Annotated in this window: 21 protein-coding genes and 1 tRNA gene; 4 read left to right on the top strand and 18 right to left on the bottom strand. The window is 37.5% G+C overall.

Translation table 11 applies throughout. The features are described from left to right. The first annotated feature begins 55 nt into the window (after positions 1 to 55). Positions 56 to 529, top strand: coding sequence for a hypothetical protein (locus O0V13_RS15720; RefSeq protein WP_268035927.1), 474 nt, complete (start codon positions 56 to 58; stop codon positions 527 to 529). A 68-nt stretch (positions 530 to 597) separates the two neighbouring features. Here O0V13_RS15720 and O0V13_RS15715 read toward each other — a convergent pair whose 3' ends face one another. The 4 genes from O0V13_RS15715 to O0V13_RS15700 form a co-directional block, all read right to left on the bottom strand. Continuing rightward, positions 598 to 3,132 (bottom strand): ATP-dependent Clp protease ATP-binding subunit, encoded by a 2,535-nt coding sequence (locus O0V13_RS15715; protein ID WP_268035926.1) that lies wholly within the window; start codon positions 3,130 to 3,132, stop codon positions 598 to 600. An 81-nt stretch (positions 3,133 to 3,213) separates the two neighbouring features. Continuing rightward, positions 3,214 to 3,837 (bottom strand): WbqC family protein, encoded by a 624-nt coding sequence (locus tag O0V13_RS15710; RefSeq protein ID WP_268035925.1) that lies wholly within the window; start codon positions 3,835 to 3,837, stop codon positions 3,214 to 3,216. Positions 3,838 to 3,855: 18 nt separating this feature from the next. Continuing rightward, positions 3,856 to 4,485: an L-threonylcarbamoyladenylate synthase gene (locus O0V13_RS15705; RefSeq protein WP_268035924.1), complete on the bottom strand. Its 630-nt coding sequence runs from the start codon at positions 4,483 to 4,485 to the stop codon at positions 3,856 to 3,858. 12 nt (positions 4,486 to 4,497) lie between these two features. Further along, on the bottom strand, positions 4,498 to 4,908 hold the full coding sequence (locus tag O0V13_RS15700) for a (deoxy)nucleoside triphosphate pyrophosphohydrolase (RefSeq protein ID WP_268035923.1): 411 nt from the start codon (positions 4,906 to 4,908) through the stop codon (positions 4,498 to 4,500). Positions 4,909 to 4,987: 79 nt separating this feature from the next. Here O0V13_RS15700 and mltG point away from each other — a divergent pair, with 79 nt between their 5' ends. Genes mltG through O0V13_RS15685 form a run of 3 tightly spaced genes read left to right on the top strand, consistent with a single transcriptional unit; the run spans position 4,988 to position 7,424 of the window. Beyond that, complete coding sequence (gene mltG, locus O0V13_RS15695; protein WP_268035922.1) at positions 4,988 to 6,031, top strand: endolytic transglycosylase MltG; 1,044 nt, start codon at positions 4,988 to 4,990, stop codon at positions 6,029 to 6,031. A 1-nt stretch (position 6,032) separates the two neighbouring features. Continuing rightward, a complete protein-coding gene (locus O0V13_RS15690) occupies positions 6,033 to 6,437 on the top strand; it encodes an acyl-CoA thioesterase (protein ID WP_268035921.1) in 405 nt (134 codons plus the stop codon). A 15-nt stretch (positions 6,438 to 6,452) separates the two neighbouring features. Then, the gene (locus O0V13_RS15685; protein ID WP_268035920.1) at positions 6,453 to 7,424 is read left to right on the top strand and encodes a YihY/virulence factor BrkB family protein; all 972 of its coding nucleotides are present in this window, start codon (positions 6,453 to 6,455) and stop codon (positions 7,422 to 7,424) included. Positions 7,425 to 7,492: 68 nt separating this feature from the next. On the opposite strand, the gene O0V13_RS15680 is transcribed toward O0V13_RS15685, so the two are convergent. The 14 genes from O0V13_RS15680 to pnuC form a co-directional block, all read right to left on the bottom strand. Continuing rightward, positions 7,493 to 8,518: a PmoA family protein gene (locus O0V13_RS15680; RefSeq protein ID WP_268035919.1), complete on the bottom strand. Its 1,026-nt coding sequence runs from the start codon at positions 8,516 to 8,518 to the stop codon at positions 7,493 to 7,495. Between the two features lie 90 nt (positions 8,519 to 8,608). After that, positions 8,609 to 9,952, bottom strand: coding sequence for a Gfo/Idh/MocA family protein (locus O0V13_RS15675; protein WP_268035918.1), 1,344 nt, complete (start codon positions 9,950 to 9,952; stop codon positions 8,609 to 8,611). Positions 9,953 to 9,995: 43 nt separating this feature from the next. Then, positions 9,996 to 12,020 carry a RagB/SusD family nutrient uptake outer membrane protein gene (locus O0V13_RS15670; protein ID WP_268035917.1) on the bottom strand — a complete coding sequence of 675 codons (2,025 nt, stop codon included), beginning with the start codon at positions 12,018 to 12,020 and terminating at the stop codon, positions 9,996 to 9,998. Positions 12,021 to 12,045: 25 nt separating this feature from the next. Then, positions 12,046 to 15,270, bottom strand: coding sequence for a SusC/RagA family TonB-linked outer membrane protein (locus O0V13_RS15665; RefSeq protein WP_268035916.1), 3,225 nt, complete (start codon positions 15,268 to 15,270; stop codon positions 12,046 to 12,048). A 488-nt stretch (positions 15,271 to 15,758) separates the two neighbouring features. Then, the gene (locus O0V13_RS15660; RefSeq protein ID WP_268035915.1) at positions 15,759 to 17,069 is read right to left on the bottom strand and encodes a hypothetical protein; all 1,311 of its coding nucleotides are present in this window, start codon (positions 17,067 to 17,069) and stop codon (positions 15,759 to 15,761) included. Between the two features lie 186 nt (positions 17,070 to 17,255). Beyond that, positions 17,256 to 18,023, bottom strand: coding sequence for a hypothetical protein (locus O0V13_RS15655; RefSeq protein WP_268035914.1), 768 nt, complete (start codon positions 18,021 to 18,023; stop codon positions 17,256 to 17,258). A gap of 530 nt (positions 18,024 to 18,553) precedes the next feature. Next, positions 18,554 to 19,588 carry a type II toxin-antitoxin system HipA family toxin gene (locus O0V13_RS15650; RefSeq protein WP_268035913.1) on the bottom strand — a complete coding sequence of 345 codons (1,035 nt, stop codon included), beginning with the start codon at positions 19,586 to 19,588 and terminating at the stop codon, positions 18,554 to 18,556. Further along, positions 19,581 to 19,904, bottom strand: a complete 324-nt coding sequence (locus O0V13_RS15645; protein ID WP_268035912.1) for a HipA N-terminal domain-containing protein — start codon at positions 19,902 to 19,904, stop codon at positions 19,581 to 19,583. The genes O0V13_RS15650 and O0V13_RS15645 overlap by 8 nt, the downstream gene beginning before the upstream one ends. Positions 19,905 to 19,907: 3 nt before the next feature. Continuing rightward, a complete protein-coding gene (locus O0V13_RS15640; protein ID WP_268035911.1) occupies positions 19,908 to 20,117 on the bottom strand; it encodes a helix-turn-helix domain-containing protein in 210 nt (69 codons plus the stop codon). A gap of 156 nt (positions 20,118 to 20,273) precedes the next feature. Next, positions 20,274 to 20,993, bottom strand: a complete 720-nt coding sequence (locus O0V13_RS15635; RefSeq protein ID WP_268035910.1) for a hypothetical protein — start codon at positions 20,991 to 20,993, stop codon at positions 20,274 to 20,276. 115 nt (positions 20,994 to 21,108) lie between these two features. After that, complete coding sequence (locus O0V13_RS15630) at positions 21,109 to 21,501, bottom strand: Arm DNA-binding domain-containing protein (protein WP_268035909.1); 393 nt, start codon at positions 21,499 to 21,501, stop codon at positions 21,109 to 21,111. A gap of 233 nt (positions 21,502 to 21,734) precedes the next feature. After that, a tRNA-Ser gene (locus O0V13_RS15625) sits at positions 21,735 to 21,819 on the bottom strand. A gap of 132 nt (positions 21,820 to 21,951) precedes the next feature. Next, a complete protein-coding gene (locus O0V13_RS15620; protein WP_268035908.1) occupies positions 21,952 to 23,028 on the bottom strand; it encodes an acyl-CoA dehydrogenase family protein in 1,077 nt (358 codons plus the stop codon). Further along, a complete protein-coding gene (gene pnuC / locus O0V13_RS15615) occupies positions 23,009 to 23,635 on the bottom strand; it encodes a nicotinamide riboside transporter PnuC (protein WP_268035907.1) in 627 nt (208 codons plus the stop codon). The genes O0V13_RS15620 and pnuC overlap by 20 nt, the downstream gene beginning before the upstream one ends. Between the last annotated feature and the right edge of the window lie 213 nt (positions 23,636 to 23,848).

The following is a 23,848-nucleotide window of genomic DNA, read 5'->3' as shown; positions in this document are numbered from 1 at the left end:
AATTTTAGAACATTTTCAGAAAGTGGGTCGTAAGATTTCAAAAACTAAACCCACTATGAAAAAAGTATTCTTTATCGCAGGACTTATTGCCCTTAGTGTCTCCTCTCTTTTTGCCCAAGAAACTGAAAGTAAGGCATCCTATCCGGGAGAATTTAAAATCATCACAGTAGTAGAGTCTATTGTACCTATGGGAATGGGCAGATCTAGAATCATTGATTCCCAAACCGAGGTAGATGCCAGTTTATTTGCTACAGATAGGACTGACGGTAAAAAAAGCGATCAAAATGAGATCAGTCGAAAAGACATCAAAATTGATGAATTGGAAGAAACCAAGTTGCTAAACTTTTTCAGTGCAACTGGTATTAATTTTCAGAATATCGCATCCAATGATGCCATGATCTCTTCAAAAATTAATTCAATGATTGCTCAAGGATGGAAATTAACCTATGTGACCTCTGGAGTGGAAAGTAACTCAGGAACAGAAGATGGACAAGGGATCTTTATCACCCGACTTTTCTTTTCCAGATAGAAATCAAAATGGTACAAAAAAAACCGAAGCTCTAAAGCCTCGGTTTTTTATTTTATAGACATTAATTTTTACTCTTCTGCTTTTTCTTTCTTATTAACAGTAATGGTCAATTCAGTACCTTCACCATCATAATCAGCAGTGATTACATCGCCCTCTGATAGATCTCCTTTTAGGATTTCCTCTGCAACAGCATCCTCCAAATATTTCTGGATTGCTCTATTTAGAGGTCTTGCACCATATTGCTGATCGTAGCCTTTTTCTGATAAGAATCCTTTCGCTTTATCAGTAAGTTCGATTTTATATCCCAAATCAGTGATTCGGCTGAACAACTTCGCCAATGAAATATCGATGATCTTGTAGATATCTTCTTTTTCCAAAGAGTTAAAGACAACCACATCATCCAATCTGTTCAAGAATTCAGGACTGAAGGCTTTCTTCAAAGCGGATTGAATAGTAGACTTCATAATTTCGTCCATATTGTCTTTCTTGGCTTTGTTCGCAAAACCAATTCCAGCACCGAAATCTTTCAAATCTCTTACCCCAATATTGGAGGTCATGATAATTATAGTATTTCTGAAATCAACTCTTCTACCCAACCCATCGGTCAAGATTCCATCGTCTAATACTTGCAATAGAATATTGAAGACATCTGGGTGAGCTTTTTCGATCTCATCCAACAAGACTACAGAATATGGCTTTCTCCTTACTTTTTCTGTAAGCTGACCGCCTTCTTCATAACCAACATATCCCGGAGGCGCTCCTACCAATCGAGATACGGAGAATTTCTCCATGTACTCGGACATGTCAATTCTGATCAAAGAATCTTCTTTATCGAAAAGATAGGTTGCCAACATCTTGGCCAATTCTGTTTTACCCACACCTGTTGGTCCTAGGAAAATAAAGGAACCAATTGGCTTTTTAGGATCTTTCAATCCTACTCGAGTTCTTTGAATTGCTTTTGTAAGTTTTTTAATTGCTTCATCCTGACCGATCACTTTACCTGAAAGTTCCTCGCTCATATTTAGCAATTTAGCCCCTTCGTTTTGAGCGATTCTTTTGGCAGGAATACCTGTCATCATCGCGATTACTTCGGCTACGCTATCCTCATCTACTGTGAATCTCTTGGACTTGCTTTCCTCTTCCCATCGGGTCTTGGCCAATTCCAATTGTTCCAGTAGTTTCTTTTCCTTGTCTCTTAACTGAGCAGCCTCCTCATATTTTTGAGATTTCACTACTCTGTTTTTCTCAGTCTTGATGTCTTCTACCTCAGCTTCAAGCTTCAAAATATCTTCAGGAACATGAATATTATTGATATGAACTCTTGCTCCTGCCTCATCCAAAATATCAATAGCCTTATCAGGTAAGAATCTATCTGAAATATATCGATCTGATAATTTCACACAAGCCTCAATCGCTTCTTCCGTGTAATTTACATTGTGATGATCTTCGTACTTATCTTTGATATTATGAAGAATCTGGATTGTCTCTTCAGGAGAGGTAGCATCTACCATCACCATTTGGAATCGACGAGCCAAAGCTCCATCTTTTTCAATGTATTGACGATATTCATCTAAAGTAGTCGCTCCTATACATTGGATTTCTCCACGTGCCAAAGCAGGTTTGAACATATTGGACGCATCCAACGATCCAGACGCTCCTCCTGCTCCTACAATTGTGTGAAGTTCATCGATAAATAGAATGACATTTGGAGATTTTTCAAGCTCATTCATAACGGCTTTCATTCTCTCCTCAAACTGTCCTCTGTATTTAGTCCCTGCCACCAATGAAGCAAGATCCAAAGTCACCACTCGTTTGTTGAACAAAACACGAGAGACTTTCTTCTGGACAATCCTTAGGGCCAAACCTTCAGCGATGGCTGTTTTACCAACACCTGGTTCACCAATTAGAATAGGGTTGTTTTTCTTTCTTCGTGAAAGTATTTGAGCTACTCGCTCGATTTCCTTTTCTCTACCAATAATTGGGTCTAGCTTATCTTCTTCAGCCATCTTGGTCAAATCCCTACCAAAGTTATCCAAAACAGGCGTTCTGGATTTTTCAGCTCCTGCTTTTGAGGAGCCCGATCCACTACCTGTAGAGCCGAATAATTTTGACCCATCTTCATCAGAATCTTCAGCTTCTGCTTTGGATTTTGGTGAAGCACCTGGATCAGACTGCATTTCAAGCATATCTTTCACCGATTCATAATTGATATCGAATTTATTCAAGATCTGAGTCGCAATATTCTCCTCATCTCTTAAAATTGACAATAACAAATGCTCAGTTCCGATCAATTGACTTTTGAAGATTTTTGCCTCCAAATAAGTTATTTTCAACACCTTCTCAGACTGTCTCGTCAGAGGGATATTGGCCATATTTTTCGCATTGTGGCTGGCTGTACCTTTCACTGCTCTTTCGATAGCAGTTCGAAGTTCATCCAAAGGCACGCCCAATTTCTTAAGAATGGAAACAGCTACACCTTCTCCTTCACGAATCATTCCTAACAAGAGATGCTCTGTGCCAATATAATCATGCCCCAGTCGAAGCGCTTCCTCGCGACTGAGAGAGATCACCTCTTTGACTCTGTTCGAAAATTTTGCTTCCATTTATTTCCTTTCTGATTGTTAAATAATCCTGTACGTTATTTACCGAATTTGTTTTAAAAACACAATTCTTTTAACGATTGTTCATTGTTTTTTTAATGACTTCATGAGGACCCTTTTTGCCGTCGGTCCTTCACAAAACAACAAATCCAATATGGACAGGTTAGGTTCAAAGTCTAAGCCAAAAAGCTGAGTATAGGCAAATGGCTCATAGATCCCTCTATCTTCAAAGGGTTCTGAAGGCGAAATGATGCCTCTGAAGTCTTTCTCGGGCTTTTTTCCCTCCCAATCCTCTACCACTTCCAATTTGACAGGTAGCTGTAGAAACTTAAGACAGATTGTCAGCAGCTTTAGGTTAAATTCCCAGAGAGAAGGGAATTCTTGCTTATAAATGGCCTCAATTTCTGGGAAGAAAAATTCAAAAAATGGAGCTTTCCCATAAGCGCTTTGAAGGCCTCTTAGATGGTTTTGCAGCCATTTTTGTTGATAATCAATTTGAATATACTTCAAAGGAACCCGTGGTCTTCTACCTGTAATCGGAACCGAAAGAGTTTCGACTTTATTACTAAGCAAAATCTGCGTTCTGTTGAAATAAGATTTCCTTTGATAAGGAGCATTTGGATTTAACAGGATCTGATCTGCATCCAATATTGAAACAAAAAACTCCAAATTGGGCAAATAAAACAGATCTGAGGCAACACTTTTCAACTCTTAGAAATTATAAGGCTATAAAATATCTTCAAATTGGCCTAATCCTTCCCGAATCAATACCACCTCATCTCCAGTACAATCCAAAACTGTAGAAGCTACGTTTTGACCATATCCTCCATCAATGACTACATCAACTAAATGTTGGTATTTCTCAAATATCAACTCAGGATCGGTGCTATACTCCACCACATCATCTTCATCATGAATTGAAGTCGTTAAAATCGGTTGTCCTAATTCAGCAACCAACATTCGAGGAACATTGTGATTGGGAATCCTAATGCCAATAGTCTTTTTACTCATTTGAAGGATTTTAGGAACTTGTGAACTCGCCTCCAAAATAAAAGTAAATGGTCCCGGGAATGCCTTTTTCATCATTTTAAAAACTGGCTTGGTAATCACCCGGGTATATTGTGCTATGTCACTCAAATCAGAGCAGATAAATGAAAACTTATGCTTTTTGGGATTAATCCCTTTGATCTTGGCTATCCTCTCTACTGCTCGTGGATTGGTAATATCACATCCCATTCCATAGACTGTATCAGTGGGATAAATTACTACTCCTCCGTCCCTTAGAATTTCAGCAATTTCTCGAATCCTTCTAGGTTCAGGGTTTTCTTCATACAATCGAATAAACTCAGCTGGCATTTTGTAATTGGTTTAATCAGTAATCAAAGCAGACCAATTTTCCTCTAAGTGTTTAACAATTGGAATGTCCGCTAACGCCCAATTTACTTCAAAAAGTTCGTTAACTCCTAGCCAACGATAGGTATCATGCTCTAGCAAAGTAATTTCACCTGTTTTTATCTGAGTCAAAAAAGGAATCAACCTGATCATTTTCCTTTCCTCGTAAGAATATTCTGAAATGGGGAGAGCTTTACCAATTTCAACTTCAATTTTCAGTTCTTCCCGAATCTCTCTTCTCAAACAATCATCATTGTTTTCACCATTTTCTACTTTTCCACCGGGAAACTCCCAACATCCTGCCAGAGGCATTTGATCCGAACGTCGAACTGCTAAAATTTTATATCCAGAGATTATCACTGCACATGTTACGGGAATTATTTTCATCAATCTTGATTAAAGATAAAGGGAAGCGCAAACTTAAAAAATAAAGAATTGGGATGCTTTTCTTATTTTTGATCCCAATATGCTAGCCGACAAAAAGAAAAAACTACTTCTCGTACTAATTATCGCCTTTTCGGTATTGGGTATTTCGATGACCTTTTACTTTTATCAGGTCTTTTTCAGCCCAAATGTCCTGCTTGAATCCGAACAACCGGTGGCCTTAAGGATACCGAGTAACGCGAATTATAAATTCGTTGCCAATAAGCTTTATGAGGATCAGATAATTTCTGATGCGGTAAGTTTTGGTTTTGTAGCCAAAGTCTTGGATTATCAGGAATTGGTCAAACCGGGACTGTATACTATTAAGCCTGATATGACAAATCTGGAGTTGGTGCGGTTACTTAGATCTGGAGATCAAACTCCTGTCAAAATCACATTTAATAATGTGAGAACTAAAGAAGATCTGGCAGAGAAAATCACAGCTAATTTAGAAATTGATTCCACACAATTTTTAAACCTCATTCAAGACTCAGTTTACATTCGAAAGTTTGATTTCGACGAAGAAACAATTATGAGCATGTTTATTCCAAATACTTATGAAGTGTGGTGGAATACAAGCCCTGAGGCCCTTTTTGACAGAATGTATCGTGAATACAATGATTTCTGGACTGATGCCAGAAAGGATAAAGCCAAACAAATGGGTTTGAACCAAAAGGAAGTTTCAACATTAGCTAGTATCGTTCAGGCAGAAAGTCAAAAGTCTGATGAAAGGCCGCGAATTGCTGGTGTTTACCTGAATAGGCTCCGGCTAAATATGCCACTTCAAGCAGATCCAACACTGGTTTTTGCTTTAGGAGATTTTTCCTTGAAGCGTGTTTTAAATATTCATAAAGAAACGGAAAGTCCCTACAACACCTACAAATACGCTGGTCTTCCTCCTGGCCCAATCAATTTACCCGACATCAATTCATTGGAAGCAGTTCTCAATGCAGAAGATCATAAATATTTATACTTCTGTGCCAAAGAGGATTTTTCAGGGTATCATTCATTTGCCACTAGCCTTGCTCAACACAATGCCAATGCAAGAAGATATCAGGCGGCTCTAAACCAAGCTAGAATTTTCTAAAATGTATCAAGCAGAAACACAACTCAGGGTTCGCTATGCAGAGACAGACCAGATGAGTTATGTCTACTATGGCAACTATGCCATGTATTTCGAAGTGGCTCGCGTGGAAGCAATGAGAAGCATTGGATTTTCCTATAAACAGATGGAAGATGAAGGTGTCATGATGCCGGTTTTGGAAAGTCATTTCAAATATATCAAGCCGGGAAAGTACGATGAGCTTTTGACTATTAAAACAAGAATCCCGGAACTACCTGGGGTGCGAATTAGATTTGAGTACGAAGTATACAATGAAGAAAATGAGCTAATTACGGAAGGGTGGACAATTCTCACCTTTCTCAAAAAAGATAGTCACCGTCCCACCAGACCTCCACAAAATTTATTAGATTTATTAAAATCGTACTTTTAGAATTAATACACTTCTGTGGTCAAAAAGAGGATACAAAAAATCCAAAACAGGGTAGAAAACAGGTTGAAAGGCTTCCGTAAAATCCATTTTGGAGATCCGGAGAAGAACCTTTATGACTTGGGCAATATTTTTATCCAGCAGCTCAAAAAGGACGATATTAATGAGAGAGCCGGTTCTATGGCCTTTAGCTTTACGGTTGCCCTTTTTCCATTATTGCTTTTCCTTTTAAACCTGATTCCATATTTGCAGAATTTCATCCCTTATGTGACTACGGATAATATTTTGCTTTTCATTCAGGATATTCTCCCGGGAGAAATCTATAGTCAAATGGAAAATACGATCATGGATATCGTATCAAAACCAAGGCAGAGCCTCCTTTCATTAGGATTCTTTTTTGCCCTCTTCGCCTCAACACAAGGCGTGATTTCGATGATGGGTTCTTTTAACTCTGTATATCAGACAAGAGAGAGCAGAGGTTTTTTCTTAAGCAGAGTAATTGCAGTTGGGATTGTTGTAAGCTTGGTAATAGCCATCTTTTCAGCAAGTACCATTATGATTGTCGGAACAATCGCCATCAACCGAATCAATGAGATGCAATTATTCAATTCCGACTTTTTGATTTTTCTTTTTCACTCCTTGAAATTCGTGGTACTATTGATGGTTTTCTATTTTACCTCGGCATTTATTTTCAGATTTGCACCAGTAGTTCATGACAAATGGCACTTCTTTTCCATTGGTGCCAATTTTGCTGGAATTTTGATCACTTTGGCATTTTATGGATTCACATTTTATCTGAATAATTTTGCCAGCTATAACAAGCTTTATGGATCAATAGGAACCTTATTAGCCTTGATGCTTTGGCTCTATATCACTTCACTAATCATATTAATCTCATTCGAAGTGAATGTGACCTTGGATTTGATAGATGAGGACAAAAAGAAAAAAGAGCAGGAGTTTGAAGAATTCCAGGAAAGTAATGTCGATTAAAACCAAAAAGTGGTTTTTAGAATACTAAAAACCACTTCTCCTATTCAGAACTCAATAATGTCTGAGTTTTATTTGAAATCTTTTACCAATTGGTTGATTTCTTCATCTGTCAAATCAGAAGAGGCTATAATCATACGATAATTAAAGGTTACTGACTGACCTTTTTTGAGGCTGTAATTCAATTCTTCTTTACCTTCTGAAAAGACTTTTTGTCCCAATGGATTTGCCGCAAACAGGCCATAATCCCTAGCGTGCCAATAGGTTGGATACCCGACATTTTTTGGATGATCCACTATCACCAAAGAAACATCTTCACCATTGATTTCACTTCCAAGCTTCATCCATGTAGCTCTTGTGCCCCAAACATCACCACCTTCGATTCCTTCTGAGCTTCTGTAGTCCCCTTTGACATAGGTATTATCCATTTTGGCAACCTTTGTGACTACTCCATGAGAATCCATTAATTCGGTGGGCTTATCAGATGGCAATTCAAGCTCTCTAGCGACTCTGATTGCATACATCCCTTCTTTGTTATCTGTAAAGTCAACTTCATCTACCAATGCTGTCAAAGTAGTCTTTCTGTCAATAATACGAAGACCCTCTTTAGCTTGAAAGCTGAAAATTGTCTTTTCGCTTAGCAGAGAGGTATTATCTGGAGCCTTCCAAAGTGATTCAGTTTCAAAACTGGCCTTACCTTTTCCATCCTTCACCTTACCCAAAGATTGGTGGTAAATGGTTCCGAATTTGGACCTTTCTTCTGCAGGGATAGCATCTGAATTGTTCCAAAAATCTAACCCATTCACATCACCATAATTAAACCAAATCCCAACGTGATGCGGGTGATCGGTTCTATCTCCTGCTTTGTTTTCCATCGGGTAACTTCTAGTCAGTACGTTGCCTTCAGGGGAAATAACAGGCCACAAAACCGGCTTTTTGATGGTACTAGGGTAGATGTAGGAAGTAAAAAGTTGATTATCTACAATTACATCAACTTTCTTTTCCGCTTCATTTACTTTGATTTCAATATTCTCCTGAGCAAATCCTGTGATTCCTCCGACCAAGAAAAAGCCCATGGCAATCATTAATTTCTTCATATTGATTAATTCATTAGAATTTAAAGGTTGAAACCTGTCAAATAATTGACAGGCTCCAACAAATATTAAAATTGAGATTAACAGATATTTTTAAACGATATCAGGAACCTCAAATCCGGGCCTGTAATTTCTGGTCAACATCGCATCAGCTTCCTCATCATTGATGAAGGTTTCTGAACTTGGATTAAAGTTCAAAACTCTACCCAGTCGATACGCGATATTACCCAAGTGAGCCAATCCAGAAGATAAATGAGCTGTCTCTACTGGGCCATTCAAAATAGACCTATCATGCTTTCTTACAGCCTCGATAAAGTTGGCGAAGTGACCATCAGTACCACCTGCTCCACGATCGATTCCGGATGCTGCTGCATTTCCATCATCCCCAGATTTACCAGGAGTTCTATCATTACCTAAATATGATTGATACTTATCATATCCATCGATAACGATATACCCTTTATCACCATAGAAAATATTACCAACAGTTGCCCCATCCTCTCTATTGGTATACCAAGGACGAACTTCGAATTGGATAATTTTATCTTCATCTGGATAGTTGTAGATAGAAGTCAATACCTCTGGAACTTCCTTACAGTCATTCCAAAGGTATTTTCCACCCATGGAAGTAATCTGAGTAGGGAAGCCAACATCCAACCCCCACATACAAAGATCTGTTTCGTGGATACCTTGGTTACCTACATCACCATTTCCATAATCCCAATGCCAGTGCCAATTATAGTGAACAAGGTTATGAGTAAACGGTCTTTTAGGTGCAGGCCCAGTCCAAAGGTCATAATCCAATCCTTCCGGAATTGGAGAAAATCCCTTATCTCCAATATCACCTCTCATTCTAAACACCAAGCCTCTTGCCATATAAACTCGACCGATGTAGCCATCTCTCATTAATTGAACCGCTTCCTGCACTGCTGGTGAACTTCTCAATTGAACCCCATGCTGGACTATTCGATCATATTTATTGGCGGCTTCCACCATTTTTCGGCCTTCGGAAATATTATGAGAGCCCGGCTTTTCTACATAGACGTCTTTACCAGCTTGGCAAGCCCAAATGGTAGCCAATGCATGCCAATGGTTGGGAGTAGCAAGACTAATCACATCGATGTCTTTATTATCGATGATCCTTCTGATATCCTGCTCTAGAGCAACATCTTTTCCGTACTTATCCTTGATATCTTTTTGCCTCTCTTTAAGGATATTCATATCTGGATCACATATGTGCGTGATCTCTACATTATCTTGAGCCATAAAGCCTTGAACATGGCTTTTGCCTCGACCATTTAGTCCTAAAACTGCGGCATTGATCCTATCATTGGCTCCAAAAGCCTTTGAGGGAATGATGGTGGGAGCGACCATCGCCGCAGTCCCAGCTACCACAGATTTTTTAATAAATGATCTTCTTGAATCGTCATTTTTCATTGAAGGGATGTTTGTGGGTTTAAGTTTGAAAACTGATTTTAATTTAATCTTGGTTGAGTGCCTCCATCGGGTCAATATTTGGAATACCTGCCGGCTGCACCACATGGGTAAGAGGTTCAATATTTGATTCAGCACCGTTATACCCAGTGGTCTGATTTAACACTGCTCCTACATTACCTACAATATATGGCTGATACACAGGCCAAAAAATATGTTTTGGATCCATGGTATATTTCGTGGTGTTATAGGTAGCCCAAGGCACTTCATCTCTGAAGAAGTTGTTTTTCTCCATCATTCTATCATAATAGAAACTGTTGGAGGAAAGAGAAACTTCAATATCATTGCCTGAAATAGAATAAGATTTTCCGTTATACGCAGCCTGCCCTGTCTTGGCTAGAATGACTGAAACTCGAACTAGTTCATCGTGTCTATATTCCTCACCGAAAAGCTCTCTATTTCTTTCATCCAATACAGCCCCGATTCCATCTGTCATCACATCTCCTACAGTGTACATTGTCATGGCATTGGCTCTACTTCTGATCATATTAATATCGTCTGCAGTTCCTGCATAATCTCCTTGCCAGAACCTTGCTTCTGCTCTTACCAAATAAGCTTCAGCTATTCTCATTACATACATATTCATTCTACCCCCATCTTGTCTATCTGGTCTACTCTGCTGATTAACTGCATAAAATTTATATCGTGGATAACCAAACCAACAACGGATCGTATCTAAACAAGTCAAATTTCCATCGTCATCATATAGCTGCAATGGCTTCAAATAATAAGGACTACCATCCTCTTCTAATGAAGGGTTATCATATACGATATCGCTCATTTCGAACCAATTGAGATCCTTGTGGCGATAATCTTGCTCATCTACCACCCCATCGTAATTCCAAATTTCATATTGAGAATAATTGGTAGGTCTCGCAAAGCCTTGGCTTCTACCCCACTTTTTCATCATTCTACCTCTTTCGTCACTGGTTGACTGCTGGACATCAGTTCCAGTCCTAGTGGTTCCTGGTTCCCAAACACCTAAATTGGTACTTACAAAGTTTGGTCCCCATGCACGAATTCTAGCAGCCTGACCTTGAGTACCCAACACAAAAGGAGCGTTGACTATGTACCAAATGCCTTCAGGATTAGTAAGCTTCTGGTTATCCTTTTCCATATGTAAATAATTCACTGCATCTGCCGAAGCAAATCCACTTCTTCCCGGTAATGGATTTCCAGTATTAGGATTATTGGTGTTTGCAACCTCCACTTCAGTCACACCCGAAGGAATCATAGCGTCTGTAAATAAAACTGACTCTCCACCATTAATCACATCATTCATCAATTCCTCTGCATCAGCAAAACGTGTATTTAGCATGTAATACTTCGCTAAAAGAATTCTCGCGGCATCTTTTGGGGGTTGGCCCAAAGCCAAAGCACTTTTTGGTTTCATATGCTCAACTGCGTATTCCAAATCCTCAATCATTTGATCCCAAATCCCCTGCATATTAAAGGCTTTAAAATCTCTTTTTGCCTCTGCTGCTACGGTCAATGGAAAGGCTACATTTCCAAAATCCATTGTCAATTGGAGATAGAAAAATGCTCTTAGAAAGTATGCTGTTCCTAAAATGTGATTTCTCTCTGCATTATTGGTCCCTCCATCCCAATCAGGATTATCTATAAAATCAATTACCGTATTTGCTTTTTTGATATGATTGTAGTTATCAGCATAAAAAGACCTTGCCCTTCCGGCGTCATTATTTCGACTATTCGTAGGAGTAGCGTACACTCTCAAATCAACGAACGCGTCAGGCTTATCAGTTGCAGAAACTACAGAAGCATCACTCATATTACTATTGAACATCAATTCTCTAGTATCACCATTCCATTGACTCATCACACCTAATAGTGCCGCATCTAAAGCGGTTTGCAAACCTGCGGCATCATTATAGGTATTGTCAGGACTTAAAAATGACAATGGCTTTTCCTCCAAAAAATCTTCTTGGCAGGAAAACGAAACCATCACCATCAAAAGCATTAATAGTTTTGTATTTATATATCTGGTCTTCATTTTTTTTCAATTTTTTGGGTTTATGTTAGAAAGTGAAATCTAAACTCAAAGAATAAGTTCTTGGCATTTCTCTGGAAGATTCAGGATCTCCCAGGCTTTTATGCCAACCCGTAAAAACAGCAACATTTTCAATATTCAAGGCCAATCGAACCCTTGTAGCATTTATCTGTTCTAAAATGTGAGCAGGAAGACTATACCCTAATGACACATTTTGAAGTCGCAAATATGACCTGCTCATCCATGCATTTCCTCCACCCAAATTGATGGAATTGATTCTTGCAAAATTATTTTCACCATTAAGTGGTGTCCAGTAAGGAATGGTATACCAGTTATGGTTTTTGATATATTGCTGCGAATTGTTAAATGGCTCTGTTGTACCACCTTTATACCCCATTTTAGCCAAAAAGACCAATCCCAAATCAAATCCGTGGATTTCGAAATCATTTCGGAAAGTCACATACCAAGGATTATTACTTAGGCCTTGAAAAATTTTATCATCGATATCAATGTCTCCGTCCCCATCTTGATCCACGAATCTGAAGTCACCCGGATACAGTCCATAAACTGCGGCTTCAGCTTCTTCACCAATTTGGTACACGCCGTCTAATTCCCAATCCCAGATGATATCTTTATTTTCACCTATAAACCATCCATTTTGCAAATCATCAGGCTCTTTTAATCCTTCACCTGTGTCAACTGGCTCATTACCCAAAGTGGTAATTTTGTTTTGCCTATAGGTTATGTTAAATGTGGAGTTCCAAATGAAATTTGGTTTGGAAATATTGATTGAATTAATTCCTAAGTCAAAGCCAGTATTCTTTAATGATCCAATGTTGGTTTTGATTGAACCAAAACCCGTAAGGTCTGGGAGTTTTTGATCCAAAAGTAGATCGTTAGTCTCAGAAGTATAAACATCCAATGATCCACTCAATCTTCCATCAAAGAATCCATAATCAATACCTAGGTTATATGCAGATGTTTTTTCCCATGAAAGCAATGGATTGGCAATACGTGTTATTTCAGTATATGGAGTGGCGATATATCCACCATTGTAATTAAGGTAAAGTCCATTACTCAATCGTGCGTAGGCATTGTAAGCTTCCAAACCACTACTGTTACCATTTACACCATAACTTAACCTCAATTTCAAATAGCTAAACGTTTTGTTGTCAGCCATAAAATCCTCATTGGAAAGGGTCCAAGCTGCCGAGAAAGAAGGGAAATTTGCCCATAGATTATCAGCTCCAAATCGAGAGTAACCATCTCTTCTGACGGAAACTGAGAAATTGAATCGATCATCATAACCGTAATTAACTCTTCCCATAATCCCGATTCGCGAATTCACTTCATCAGAGGAGGATTCGGTTGGATTAAGCCCTAATTGAATCGCATGGTATCCTAAAGCCGCTGTTGGATTAAAATTATTAGTCATAGCCCTAGTTTCCCAGAACTTGTTTTGTTCAGCATTATACAATCCTGTGAAGTTGATAGAGTGTTTTCCGATAACTTTGCTCCAATTCAACACAGTGTTAGACTGCCAAGAAAACGAATCATTATATCTCCTTTCGGCTGCATCCACAGCTTGTTGAGGATTACCCGCCGCATCAAAATCAAATCTTTTATAAAGGTCAAACCGAGGTGTGTAATCTGTTCTTAATGTAAAACCCAACGGCAAAGTGAAGTTCGCATACAAAGTAGGGTTGATCATGAATCTAGTATACTTCCTTGTATTCCAAGAAGGCTCCTGATAAGGGTTGGAAATGTTTGATCCTGCACTTTGATCAGTTAAATTTTCACGCGTACGCGGCATCCCATTCAACCAAGGCTGATCATAAGGAGAGTAAACTCGATAGCCTCCATTATCGATTGGTTGATTCCCTTCATCTTGAAAAGTAAACTGCGCATTTGCTCCAATACTGACGAATTCAGCAATATTAACATCAAGATTTAAACGGGAGGTAATTGACTGAAATGTGTCTCCGATTCTTACAGATTCCCTATCACTATACCCTAATGAATAATAATAAGAGACTCTTTCGGACCTACCAGAAACACTAATATCATAGTCTTGGCGCACACCTGTATGAAACAAGAAATCCTGCCAATCATATATAGTTCCATTTTTATAATTTTCTAGCTCCTGATCCCAAAATCCAAAATTATTAACCCTTGCAAGGTTAATTGCCTCTGGATCTGTTTCACCTGGAATTCCGTTAGCTTCTAACCAATCATCCTGGTATTGTGGATCAATGCTATAATAATCTCTAAATCTTGTCCAAGGTTCTGTGATAGTATTGGTAATCGACTCGTTCATATCAGTCAACCAATTTAATACTTCGTCTCCTCCTTTGTAAGTTTGCTGACGACGTGCCCCTGTAACCAATCCTATTCTAGAACTTACTGAAATTTGAGGCTTTCCATAGGCCCCTTTCTTTGTTGTAAAAATCACAACACCATTACTAGCTTGAGAACCATAAACTGCAGCAGCACTAGCATCCTTTAGTACATCAACACTCTCAATCGTATTCGGGTTGATCTCAGAAAGATCACCTCTAAAAATAACCCCATCCAAAACGATTAATGGCTGATTGGAAGCTCTCTCATCATCTGCATCTGCTTTGATGGAATTATCTCCACGAACTTCAAAATCTGGTACATTTCGAGCATTGGTGGCATAACCCACAGTCAAACCCGGAACCGTCGTACGAAGAATTTCCGAAACACTGGTAGGTTTATATTTCATTACCTCCTCAGCTTGGACATTCACAATCGCCCCAGTCAAATCCTTCTTCTTTTGAGTACCATACCCTACCACCACAACTTCTTCCAAGGCTTGGGTGTTTTCCGCAAGAGTCACATTGATTTCGGATTGATTTCCAACTACAATAGTCTGTGTTTCAAAACTCACAAATGAGAATGACAAACTTGCACCGTCGGCTACTGTAATCGTATAATTCCCGTCCAAATCAGTTGCTGTACCGTTCGTGGTACCTACTTCTAAAACAGTCACACCCGGTAAAGGCAAACCATTTTGGTCTACCACTTTACCAGTGACAGTTTGTTCTTCATAGTCAGCTATATCGGCTTTAAAATTATCTGGAGAGGAATTCTCAATGAAGCCAAGATTAGCTTCATCCACACCTGAATAGGTACCGGTTGCATTCAATTTCTGCTGGGAAAAACCTACGAGCAGAAACACAAAAATGAAGGACGATATCGCCTTCCGTTTCGCTTTCTTTTGATAGATCATTTTGGGTTATTTATAAGGTTATAGTTAAGCGGAAAACTATTTAAATAGTTTTTTTTGATGTTTTTTTCAGTTTTTCTTCATTTGGATTTTTTGTTTTAGGGTGAAAAGTGATCGGTTTAGAGAGAAGTTGTTTAAAATAATACTGTCCAAAAAGCTAAAAGGGCTAGAAACCCTGAAAATTATTATTTGGAAGGACTAATTAAAAACGCACTATTATTTCTTAATAATTAATGAGAATGACATTTTATTTTAATTTGAACATTTTCATATTATTAAAATTTAGAAGAGAATAAAAATAATTCGAGTTATTTCAACGTATTCGATTCCGTAATTTGAAACACAATACCTAGCATCAATTATTTTTTAAAGAAATTGACTAGTTATTAAGGTAAAAAATTAAAAATTATAAACTCATTCCTTAAAAAAATAAAGCAAATACCTTGATTAGCAAAAACTAGCCAAATCCACACCCTCAACCTAAAAAATGTTTACCTGTTAGACTCGCTCAACCAGTGAAACTGCCTTTCAGACAATTGAAAATGCCTCGGAAGCTTTTTAAGACTTATTCGGAGAGAATCCTGATTCTTAAGCCCCAGTAGACTAATCCTTCCGTCAGGTTCCAGCTCCATTTCAAAAGTGATAAATGGCAAGGAATCGTACTTCGATTTTCGCCATTCCAAAAGGGAGGAAGTACTGTCTGGTCTATAATCAAAATAGGCCCTCCCATATCTCATCCAAAAGTCTTCATCCACAGCTCCAAAACTGCCTGCACCATTGTAATCAAAAACTAAGTCCCTCCATCTCAAAGAATCTGCTAAATTTTCTGGAATTGTATCTCCGTTTTTCACAAATAACTCCACATGGTAATATCCTGGCTCAATGGGATCTAAGACCTTGGTAGCTGTAGAATGAAAGCTTTTGTAATAACCATAATAATTATAAGTAGCTATACCAAAAGCAGAAATTATGAAAACAGACTTCAAACCAATTCTGATGTACTTGAACCAAGGTTGGGAAAATTCCGGGTTATAAAAATTGGAGGGTTTCGCTGACTTGTTTTGAAGAAAAAACGCAAACAATCGCTCTCTTTCCTGCCATACCAAAAACAAACTCGCTATAAACAGATTGATTGAGAAAATTTTAACTGGAATATCATAGCTCAAATTGAGCATAGCAACGTTGGCAAAAACTCCAACTGACAATAAGGCCCCCAATAGAGCAGTTCTTCTCCAAAATAGAAGCAATGCCACCAACACTTCTGCAACTCCTGAAAAAATTTGATACATCGGACTATATCCAATAAACATCCAAGAAAGTCTCATAGGTAGATAGTCTCCTAGAGGGGTAGCCAATTGGCTTAGATTGGGAAAGTACATCTGCATAGCAAATACTTTCAATATCCCATAAACAAAAGCAATTGAGGCTAGACTATACCTTACCACCAAACACAAAATGTAATACAACTTAGGGTAACCTTCCTTATTCCTATCCAACAATGTCCAAATAACAGTCCCCGAAATGGCTACAACAATGATAGAATACTGTAGAGCCCAACCAAAACTGGTGTCTCCACTTCCGCCCTGAGGCACAAGTTCATCTTTAATATGAAACAAATAATCATTTAAGAAATAGGCTACATAATTAAGAGGAGAATAAAGTGAACTTGAAAGCCACCTAATCCCAGGAACACTTGCTAGGATATCAAGAGGAGGAAAAAATAAAATGAAGTATATAAAGGCGAATCTAAACCTAACTTTCCTGAAAAATGACCAATTACTATCTATCAAAGAGTTATCCATTGTAAAAAGGGGTTTTATCTCTTTGAAAATATAAAACCTAATGGAAACGATAAGACTCTTTAGGAAAATTTCACTAATGGATATATCTAAAAACAAAAAAGCCTGACACTTTTTGTATCAGGCATAAATAAATTGAAAAACAATCAAATTATTAAATTACGTTTTTGATTAGCATTGAATGGAATTCTAGCTTGCGATTCTTTTTAGGTTGGTTCGAGTATTAAGCTTTTCAAAAAATGAATCTTTAGGTTTAAATTCCAGTTTAAAAAATTTGAATAATCTCTCGTATTCTTCAACATCATTTAACTTCTCAATTGTGGTTTCAAAAACCTTTATTTTTGGATACTTCCTTCTGAATCGTTCTGCTTGAGAATAGGTCTCCTCTACGTACCATTCTAGTAATTTAAGTTCATAGGATTTAAAAATTCTTCGCTCAAGTTTTAAGTCTTTAAAAGGATTGTATCTCGACATCAGGAACCTATTGATGAAAAAATATAGGCGATACTTCAATATTTCAGGTTTAGAAAATTTATTTATGGGATTCTTCATTGTAGGAAACATCAACCATAACTTACCAAAAATGCTCAATGGCGAACAAAAAATCCTATAGTGGCTTTTGGCTACCTCTGTTTTGTTCTTTTTAATTAAAACAACACCAATATTTTCTTGGGGAATATTTTCAGGAATCAACCATCCAAATCCTTTAATAAACATATGATTGGTCTCTACATATACTTTTCCATTGTCCAGATTTTTTTCAATCTGCCTCAATTTTTCAGGCATTTGAGATCTCAATTCCTTTTCCTTCCCTTTTAAATATTTTATCATCGGATATCCATTCATTACAGGATAAGGTTCATGAAATGAATTTATACCTTCGACATTTTGCAACATTTTTGAAAGGTAGTGGGAACCTGACCTTCCCGTATTTATAGAAAAAATATATTTAATCATCTAATTAACAAATTTAAGCGACCACCCTTTATCCGACAAAGACAATCCACTAGCATTAAGGCGATTAAGCGCAGAAACTTATAAAATTCAACTTACCTTCTATATTTTAAGTGGATTATTAATCAAATCAAATATAAAGATATTTCAATTTTTACAGTCTTTTTTCCCATAATATTTAGTTAAAAAACAGACAGAATTAAAATAATATAACCAAATTTCCATTGACTGACCAAACAAAACTAGTCTAGCAAGCAAATTTCTGAAAACACATTAAATGTAAACAAACAGGAATGACCCAAACATTGATGATGAGTCCCAATTAAAACTCTTTTTAGCATAAAACAAAAAAGCCTGACACTTTTTGTATCAGGCTTGATGCAGAGGAAGAGGGATTCGAACCCCCGGATTTAAGTACTGAAATTCAGACACTTAACAACTGAGTTAGTGGCAGGTCTCGATTTTTCCACAAGGATTTATTTTCAAAAACTGTGATGAACGGTAAATTTTGGGATTCGAACCCGTGGTGGACGTCAATAATTCTCTCTTCCAGAATAGGAGTTTTGAAGAAATTTCAATCTTTCTAAGTAGCAATCTTTGTATCTGCTTTTTATTTCTTTTTTGAGAAAACTTCTATCTATTAAAGGTTCTATTTCTTCCACTGGTTTTGAAAAATCCCGAAGAATTCTTTTTACTCTCTTTTCCAAAATGCCGATTTTAAGACCAAACTCATAGAAATCATCATAGGCATAAAGTCCAATTGCCTCATAACTTTTAGTATAGTAGTCATTAGCAAAAAGGCCATCTTTTAGAGCTAATTCAGCATCCTTCACATGAAGTCTGGTATTTACTAAATCGTAGGCTGGGCTTAATTGATAATCTCCTTGAGGTGTTTCCAATAAACTGAAGTTTTTCAAGTGTGCATCACCATTTGAAAATAAGAAATTGAATACAACCAATTTGAAAAATTCCTCTAATGCAACAGGGTAGGCTGCCACATATTGCTTTATTAGTAGAGCTATTCCTTCATAACTGTAATTGTATTTGAATTCATTTCCATCTGTCTCTTTGGTTTTTTGAGCCAAGGTTGAAAAATCCTCCTTTCCTAATTTTTTGGAGGTTTGAGAATCAATATCAAATCTTTTTGTGATGTATGCCGGTTCACCGTTTTCAAAAAAAATCAATGCATTTTCAGCCACATTCAATCTAAATAGCTGTTTGGCAATTTGCATAGTCAAATGCTCATTTGCAGGAACTTGGTCAACATGTTCCAAATCTCTTGGAATGGGTTTAAGAATGTATCTTCCTTGCTCCCCTTCGTGCGTTAATCGGAGCTGGCCCTTTTCCCAAACAAGAGAAAGTTTTTCCTGAACCCCAGATATAGAAATTCTTCTTCTATTCTCCATTAGTTCAGCTAATTCCTTATCCTTACTCGGCTGATGGCTTTCATATGGAAGGATATGGGATGTCTTCTTCCCTGAAAACAGTTGTTTTAAACATAAAGGACTATAAGTATTAAATCCTTCTGCCAACGTCCCAGGGCAATTATTGATAGAAAATTCAGTCATTTGGGACAACAGTTATGGCACCAATGGTATCTGAGCCAGCAGTACTTAACAGTAGGGAAAAGAAGTCGTTTTCATCTATTTGAAGCTGTCGTGCTTGCAATTGGAGATTTACACCTTCTGAAAGCATATTAAAAAAGAATGGAAATAAATGATCCGCTTGATATTCCTTTTTGGTTTTGGGAAGCGTCAAACTTACAGAAGGCTTTTCTGGATCAGAAAACCAGGAATCCTCATATTTGAATGAATAAATGCCCATATCGGACTTTGAAAGTATTCCGACTAATTCTCCATTTCTTAGAACTTTTCCAGATTTCATTTATCAAATTATCTTTTTGATGGAAAGCGATAATTCCATTCCTAATACCTCTGCAAGTTGATTGAGGATTTTGACTGAGGGATTGGCTTCTCCACGTTCGATTTTATATAAGGTATTTATACTTACTTGGGCCATATCAGCCAAGTCAGGCTGAATAATTCCAAGAACCTGTCTTCTTTCTTTAATTGCCGAACCAATTTCCTGAATTGTCATTATAATGTGATTTTAAGTCTAAATGTAGCAAATAATCAGGTTATATTTACAATAATCACATTATATTATGATTATTAGTTCAAATTAGTTTTAAAACAAACAAAATCATTGAAATTCATATTATAGTATGATTTTGAACGTTTAAAAGAAAGAGAATCACAAATTGCCAATATTAAAATGATCAAGATTGGTCCGTCTATCCAATAAATCCTGATGAAATCGTCCAAATGGTTTTAGCAAAGAATCTTGCTTTGAAATCCTTGGATCAAACCAATCAATCTTTTCATTCGCCCATTTAACCCATTCTTCCATATCTTCTATATTGGAAGAGTTTATCATGCGTGAAACATATGCACGAATCATTTGTGACTTCTCCCACCGATAGGCATTTTCCAATAACTCTTTGAATTTAAAAAATTCAGATTCCTTGAGCTTGTTTTGCTCTTCAATTAACTCTCTTTCAATTCTTTGGCTTTCCCATCTTTTCTCTCGCTCAATTCTTTCCAAATTTTCCTGTTTAGCAAAATATTCTAAACTACCAATTACTCTTCCAAGCTTTTCCTCAAGCTTGACATTTTGAGTATCAGACCATTCTTTTTCCACATGGTACCCAATTCTGAAATATTGTATGGATAGGATTCCAGATAACTCCAATTCCCTTCTTCCAATTCTTTTTGCTGAATCAACCTCCTTACTTTTCTCCCAAAACCTGATTTGTAACTTTTCATCAAAGGCATTAAAGTAAGTACCATTTCTATCTGTAGTAATTGAATTGCCTCGGGCCTCAACTACCTTTATAAATGTATCTAAAATACATTTTGCTTTTTTCAAACTTGCTTTACCTACCTCAAGGTCAAAACTCCCTCTGGGAGTCATTGTTTTTTCGGTATTGGAATAATAGCCTATTGTGGAAAAGGTAGAGAGATCAAGGTTTTTTACTGTTGGATGTGGACTCTTAAGCTTATCAGGAACTTTTAAATTAACATTTGAATCAATCTGAATAATCAAAACCTATCCTGGTTCTCAAAAACTCCAAAAACAATTCATAGGTTGAAATCAATAAGGTTTTCTTTTCTAACTCACCCTTTAGGGCCAATTTGAGATTCTTGCTGTCAACTGAAAGCTTGTGTTTGATAATTTCCTCTATTCCGTCATAAACTTGAACTGTCAGGTCATTTAGGGCTTTATTGTTTCTGATTACAATTGGGCCTCGACCTTTGATCCTTCCAGGTCTTTCATCCCAATCTTTGGGGTTCACATTGATTTTAGTACTTAATTCTGTCCTGGTTCCGTTAAGGGTCACCCGAAGGTAAATCGGAACTGTTCCATCTTTGAGAGGCTTGCTCTTTTTGAGGATAAAATTCAGTGTTGGGACTTGTGTCATGTGTTTAAATTTTTGTTTGACACAAAGCTATTTAGAGGCACAATGAAAGGCTATTGAATTTCCATTATCACCAAAAAACTCACCAAGCGAATAGGTCTCGATGGAAAAATCAATAGGTCTCGATTTTTCCCCGAAAAATCAGAAAAATCTGTTGTTTTTCGAAAGTCCAAAAAATAAAAAAGCCCCAATCCGTTAAGATTTGGGGCTTTTCGCAAATTTTATTTGCTCTTCTGCAGAGGAAGAGGGATTCGAACCCCCGGTACCTCGCGGTACAACGGTTTTCAAGACCGCCGCATTCGACCACTCTGCCATTCCTCTGTGATCTTTTGCTGTCAAAACATTTATCTGTTTCGGTTTGCAAAAGTAGGAGTAAAATCTACTTATGCAAAGCCATTTCAACCTTTTTATTTTAACTTCCTGATTTTTAGAGACAATATTTTTCAAACTAAATCAATCAAAATATGGAAACGTAATCAATGCATGCTGACTTACAGTTGCAAAGTCCCTCCATACCCGATTCAATTCAGTCTCCATTTTAGCCACTTCCAAACCGGAGAAAGGATAAATAACAAAATTTGTCTCTCTACAAACTCGAACCAATTCTCTACTCCTTTTACTAACATCTTTCAATTCAGTTTTCTTGACACTTCCATTTTCTACCAAAATGGCCCACGCAATTTCAACTGAGTAATAGAAGTCTTTTGCAGCCGCTTCGAGACTGTTGGAACTGATAGCAAATTGTTTCTCTGCAAAGTCAACCTCAACTTCACTATAATTTCTAAGAGAATTCCTTTTCCAGAAAGCCTTTTGAATCAAAGTTTGTAAATGCTGGCTAATCCCTAGAATATTGGCAACCAAGGTTGCTTCTGCAAACTGCTGAAAAGGAAATTGAAATATCGGGTCAGTCAGTGTAGCCTTTTCAGGAATGATTTCAAAACTCCTATTAAAAGGAACATGCAAACTTTCTGTTTTAAATGCATGAGAACCTGTGGCTATCATCCCCATATAATTCCATCCACCCAAAATCTCTACTTCCTCTTTGTTTAGGATAAAGGCTTTAATTATGGGATTCCCCTGCTCACCTTTCAATTGGATTCCATCCTTCCAAATCTCACAATTTGCAGTAAAATGACTGGCATGCAAAGCTCCAGAGGCGTAAGTCCATGAGCCTGAAATCATGTAACCATTTTCAACAATCTCTGCTTTCCCTCCAACAAATCCACTCCCAGCAAAGCATAAGTTTCTATTTGGAAAAATTTCTTCCCTTAAGCTTTCCTCCAAAAAACCTACAAACCACAAGGCTCCTGAGCAAAGGGTTACGGTCCATCCCAAACTCCCATCTAGATTTGCTATTTTTTGTTCTATGCGCAAAGCCTCTGGCAGATCCAAGCCCAGCCCTCCCAGACTCTTAGGTACAAAAAGTTGAAACCATCCTTCACTATTGATCTCCTCGATCCATTCAGGAATTAAACTTCCCTTTTTCTCACTTTGAGATGAATAATCTGAATCAAACAGACTGTAATTCATTACTTTCCTCTTTTAAAATTTTTCTCCAATCAAAATATCCGAGCACCGCGATAACAAATAAGAAAACGGTTAATAACCCAAACATGAACAGTCCTTTGTAAAACAATAATGGAATCGCAATGGCATTGGAAATATTCAACCAAATCCAGTTCTCCACTTTTCTATTGGCCAAAAGCCACATCCCAGCCCATGCTGTAGAAGAAACCAAAGAATCAATGATTGGGACATCAGAATCAGTGAAGTTGACCAAAAACAGATAAAGCACAACCCATCCGATCAATACAACCCCCCATGTTTTCACTTTATCCATTGAATCAGAACTGGTGATTTTAGGAGTTCCAAATTGATTTCGGCTTTTCCATTTGATCCAACCATATATACTCATCCCCAAGTAATATCCATTCAAAATGGTCTCGGCATATAGTTTAGCCTGGATCAGCACGATGGCTCCGCAACAGATGCTAATTATCCCGATTGGATATAGCCAGACCTTATTTTTCCGAGCCAACAAAACTTCAGATACGCCAAAAGTTACAGCGATCCATTCCAGCAAGCTGGTGCTTTTAATTTGCTCCAAAAGCAAATCAAGGTTCATAAAATTTTCCATTTGAATAATTGATTAAATTATTCAAAAAAGGAGGTTGTGGATACGTTCCCTACGCCGGCATTACCCGGATCAGGTGCTCAGCGACTAATCGCCGATGGGTATGATCTCAGCCCTTATTTTGAGGCACCCCTTAATTGATTTAGCGAAGGAAGAGATTATCAAATTGAAAAACAAGACGGGAATACCTTTTTATGCAAGAAAGCCCGGCTAAAC

The organism is Algoriphagus sp. PAP.12, from assembly GCF_026652115.1.
GTDB lineage: Bacteria > Bacteroidota > Bacteroidia > Cytophagales > Cyclobacteriaceae > Algoriphagus.
This window is presented reverse-complemented; position numbering and strand designations above follow the sequence as displayed.

Coding starts and splice junctions, on each gene's coding strand:
- O0V13_RS15720 (WP_268035927.1), top strand. CDS start 56: ATGAAAAAAGTATTCTTTATCGCAGGACTTATTGCCCTTAGTGTCTCC.
- O0V13_RS15675 (WP_268035918.1), bottom strand. CDS start 9,952: ATGAAAAATGACGATTCAAGAAGATCATTTATTAAAAAATCTGTGGTA.
- O0V13_RS15680 (WP_268035919.1), bottom strand. CDS start 8,518: ATGAAGAAATTAATGATTGCCATGGGCTTTTTCTTGGTCGGAGGAATC.
- O0V13_RS15670 (WP_268035917.1), bottom strand. CDS start 12,020: ATGAAGACCAGATATATAAATACAAAACTATTAATGCTTTTGATGGTG.
- O0V13_RS15705 (WP_268035924.1), bottom strand. CDS start 4,485: ATGCCAGCTGAGTTTATTCGATTGTATGAAGAAAACCCTGAACCTAGA.
- O0V13_RS15630 (WP_268035909.1), bottom strand. CDS start 21,501: ATGACACAAGTCCCAACACTGAATTTTATCCTCAAAAAGAGCAAGCCT.
- O0V13_RS15665 (WP_268035916.1), bottom strand. CDS start 15,270: ATGATCTATCAAAAGAAAGCGAAACGGAAGGCGATATCGTCCTTCATT.
- O0V13_RS15635 (WP_268035910.1), bottom strand. CDS start 20,993: ATGACTCCCAGAGGGAGTTTTGACCTTGAGGTAGGTAAAGCAAGTTTG.
- mltG (WP_268035922.1), top strand. CDS start 4,988: ATGCTAGCCGACAAAAAGAAAAAACTACTTCTCGTACTAATTATCGCC.
- O0V13_RS15690 (WP_268035921.1), top strand. CDS start 6,033: ATGTATCAAGCAGAAACACAACTCAGGGTTCGCTATGCAGAGACAGAC.
- O0V13_RS15650 (WP_268035913.1), bottom strand. CDS start 19,588: ATGACTGAATTTTCTATCAATAATTGCCCTGGGACGTTGGCAGAAGGA.
- O0V13_RS15640 (WP_268035911.1), bottom strand. CDS start 20,117: ATGACAATTCAGGAAATTGGTTCGGCAATTAAAGAAAGAAGACAGGTT.
- O0V13_RS15655 (WP_268035914.1), bottom strand. CDS start 18,023: ATGATTAAATATATTTTTTCTATAAATACGGGAAGGTCAGGTTCCCAC.
- O0V13_RS15645 (WP_268035912.1), bottom strand. CDS start 19,904: ATGAAATCTGGAAAAGTTCTAAGAAATGGAGAATTAGTCGGAATACTT.
- pnuC (WP_268035907.1), bottom strand. CDS start 23,635: ATGGAAAATTTTATGAACCTTGATTTGCTTTTGGAGCAAATTAAAAGC.
- O0V13_RS15660 (WP_268035915.1), bottom strand. CDS start 17,069: ATGGATAACTCTTTGATAGATAGTAATTGGTCATTTTTCAGGAAAGTT.
- O0V13_RS15700 (WP_268035923.1), bottom strand. CDS start 4,908: ATGAAAATAATTCCCGTAACATGTGCAGTGATAATCTCTGGATATAAA.
- O0V13_RS15715 (WP_268035926.1), bottom strand. CDS start 3,132: ATGGAAGCAAAATTTTCGAACAGAGTCAAAGAGGTGATCTCTCTCAGT.
- O0V13_RS15620 (WP_268035908.1), bottom strand. CDS start 23,028: ATGAATTACAGTCTGTTTGATTCAGATTATTCATCTCAAAGTGAGAAA.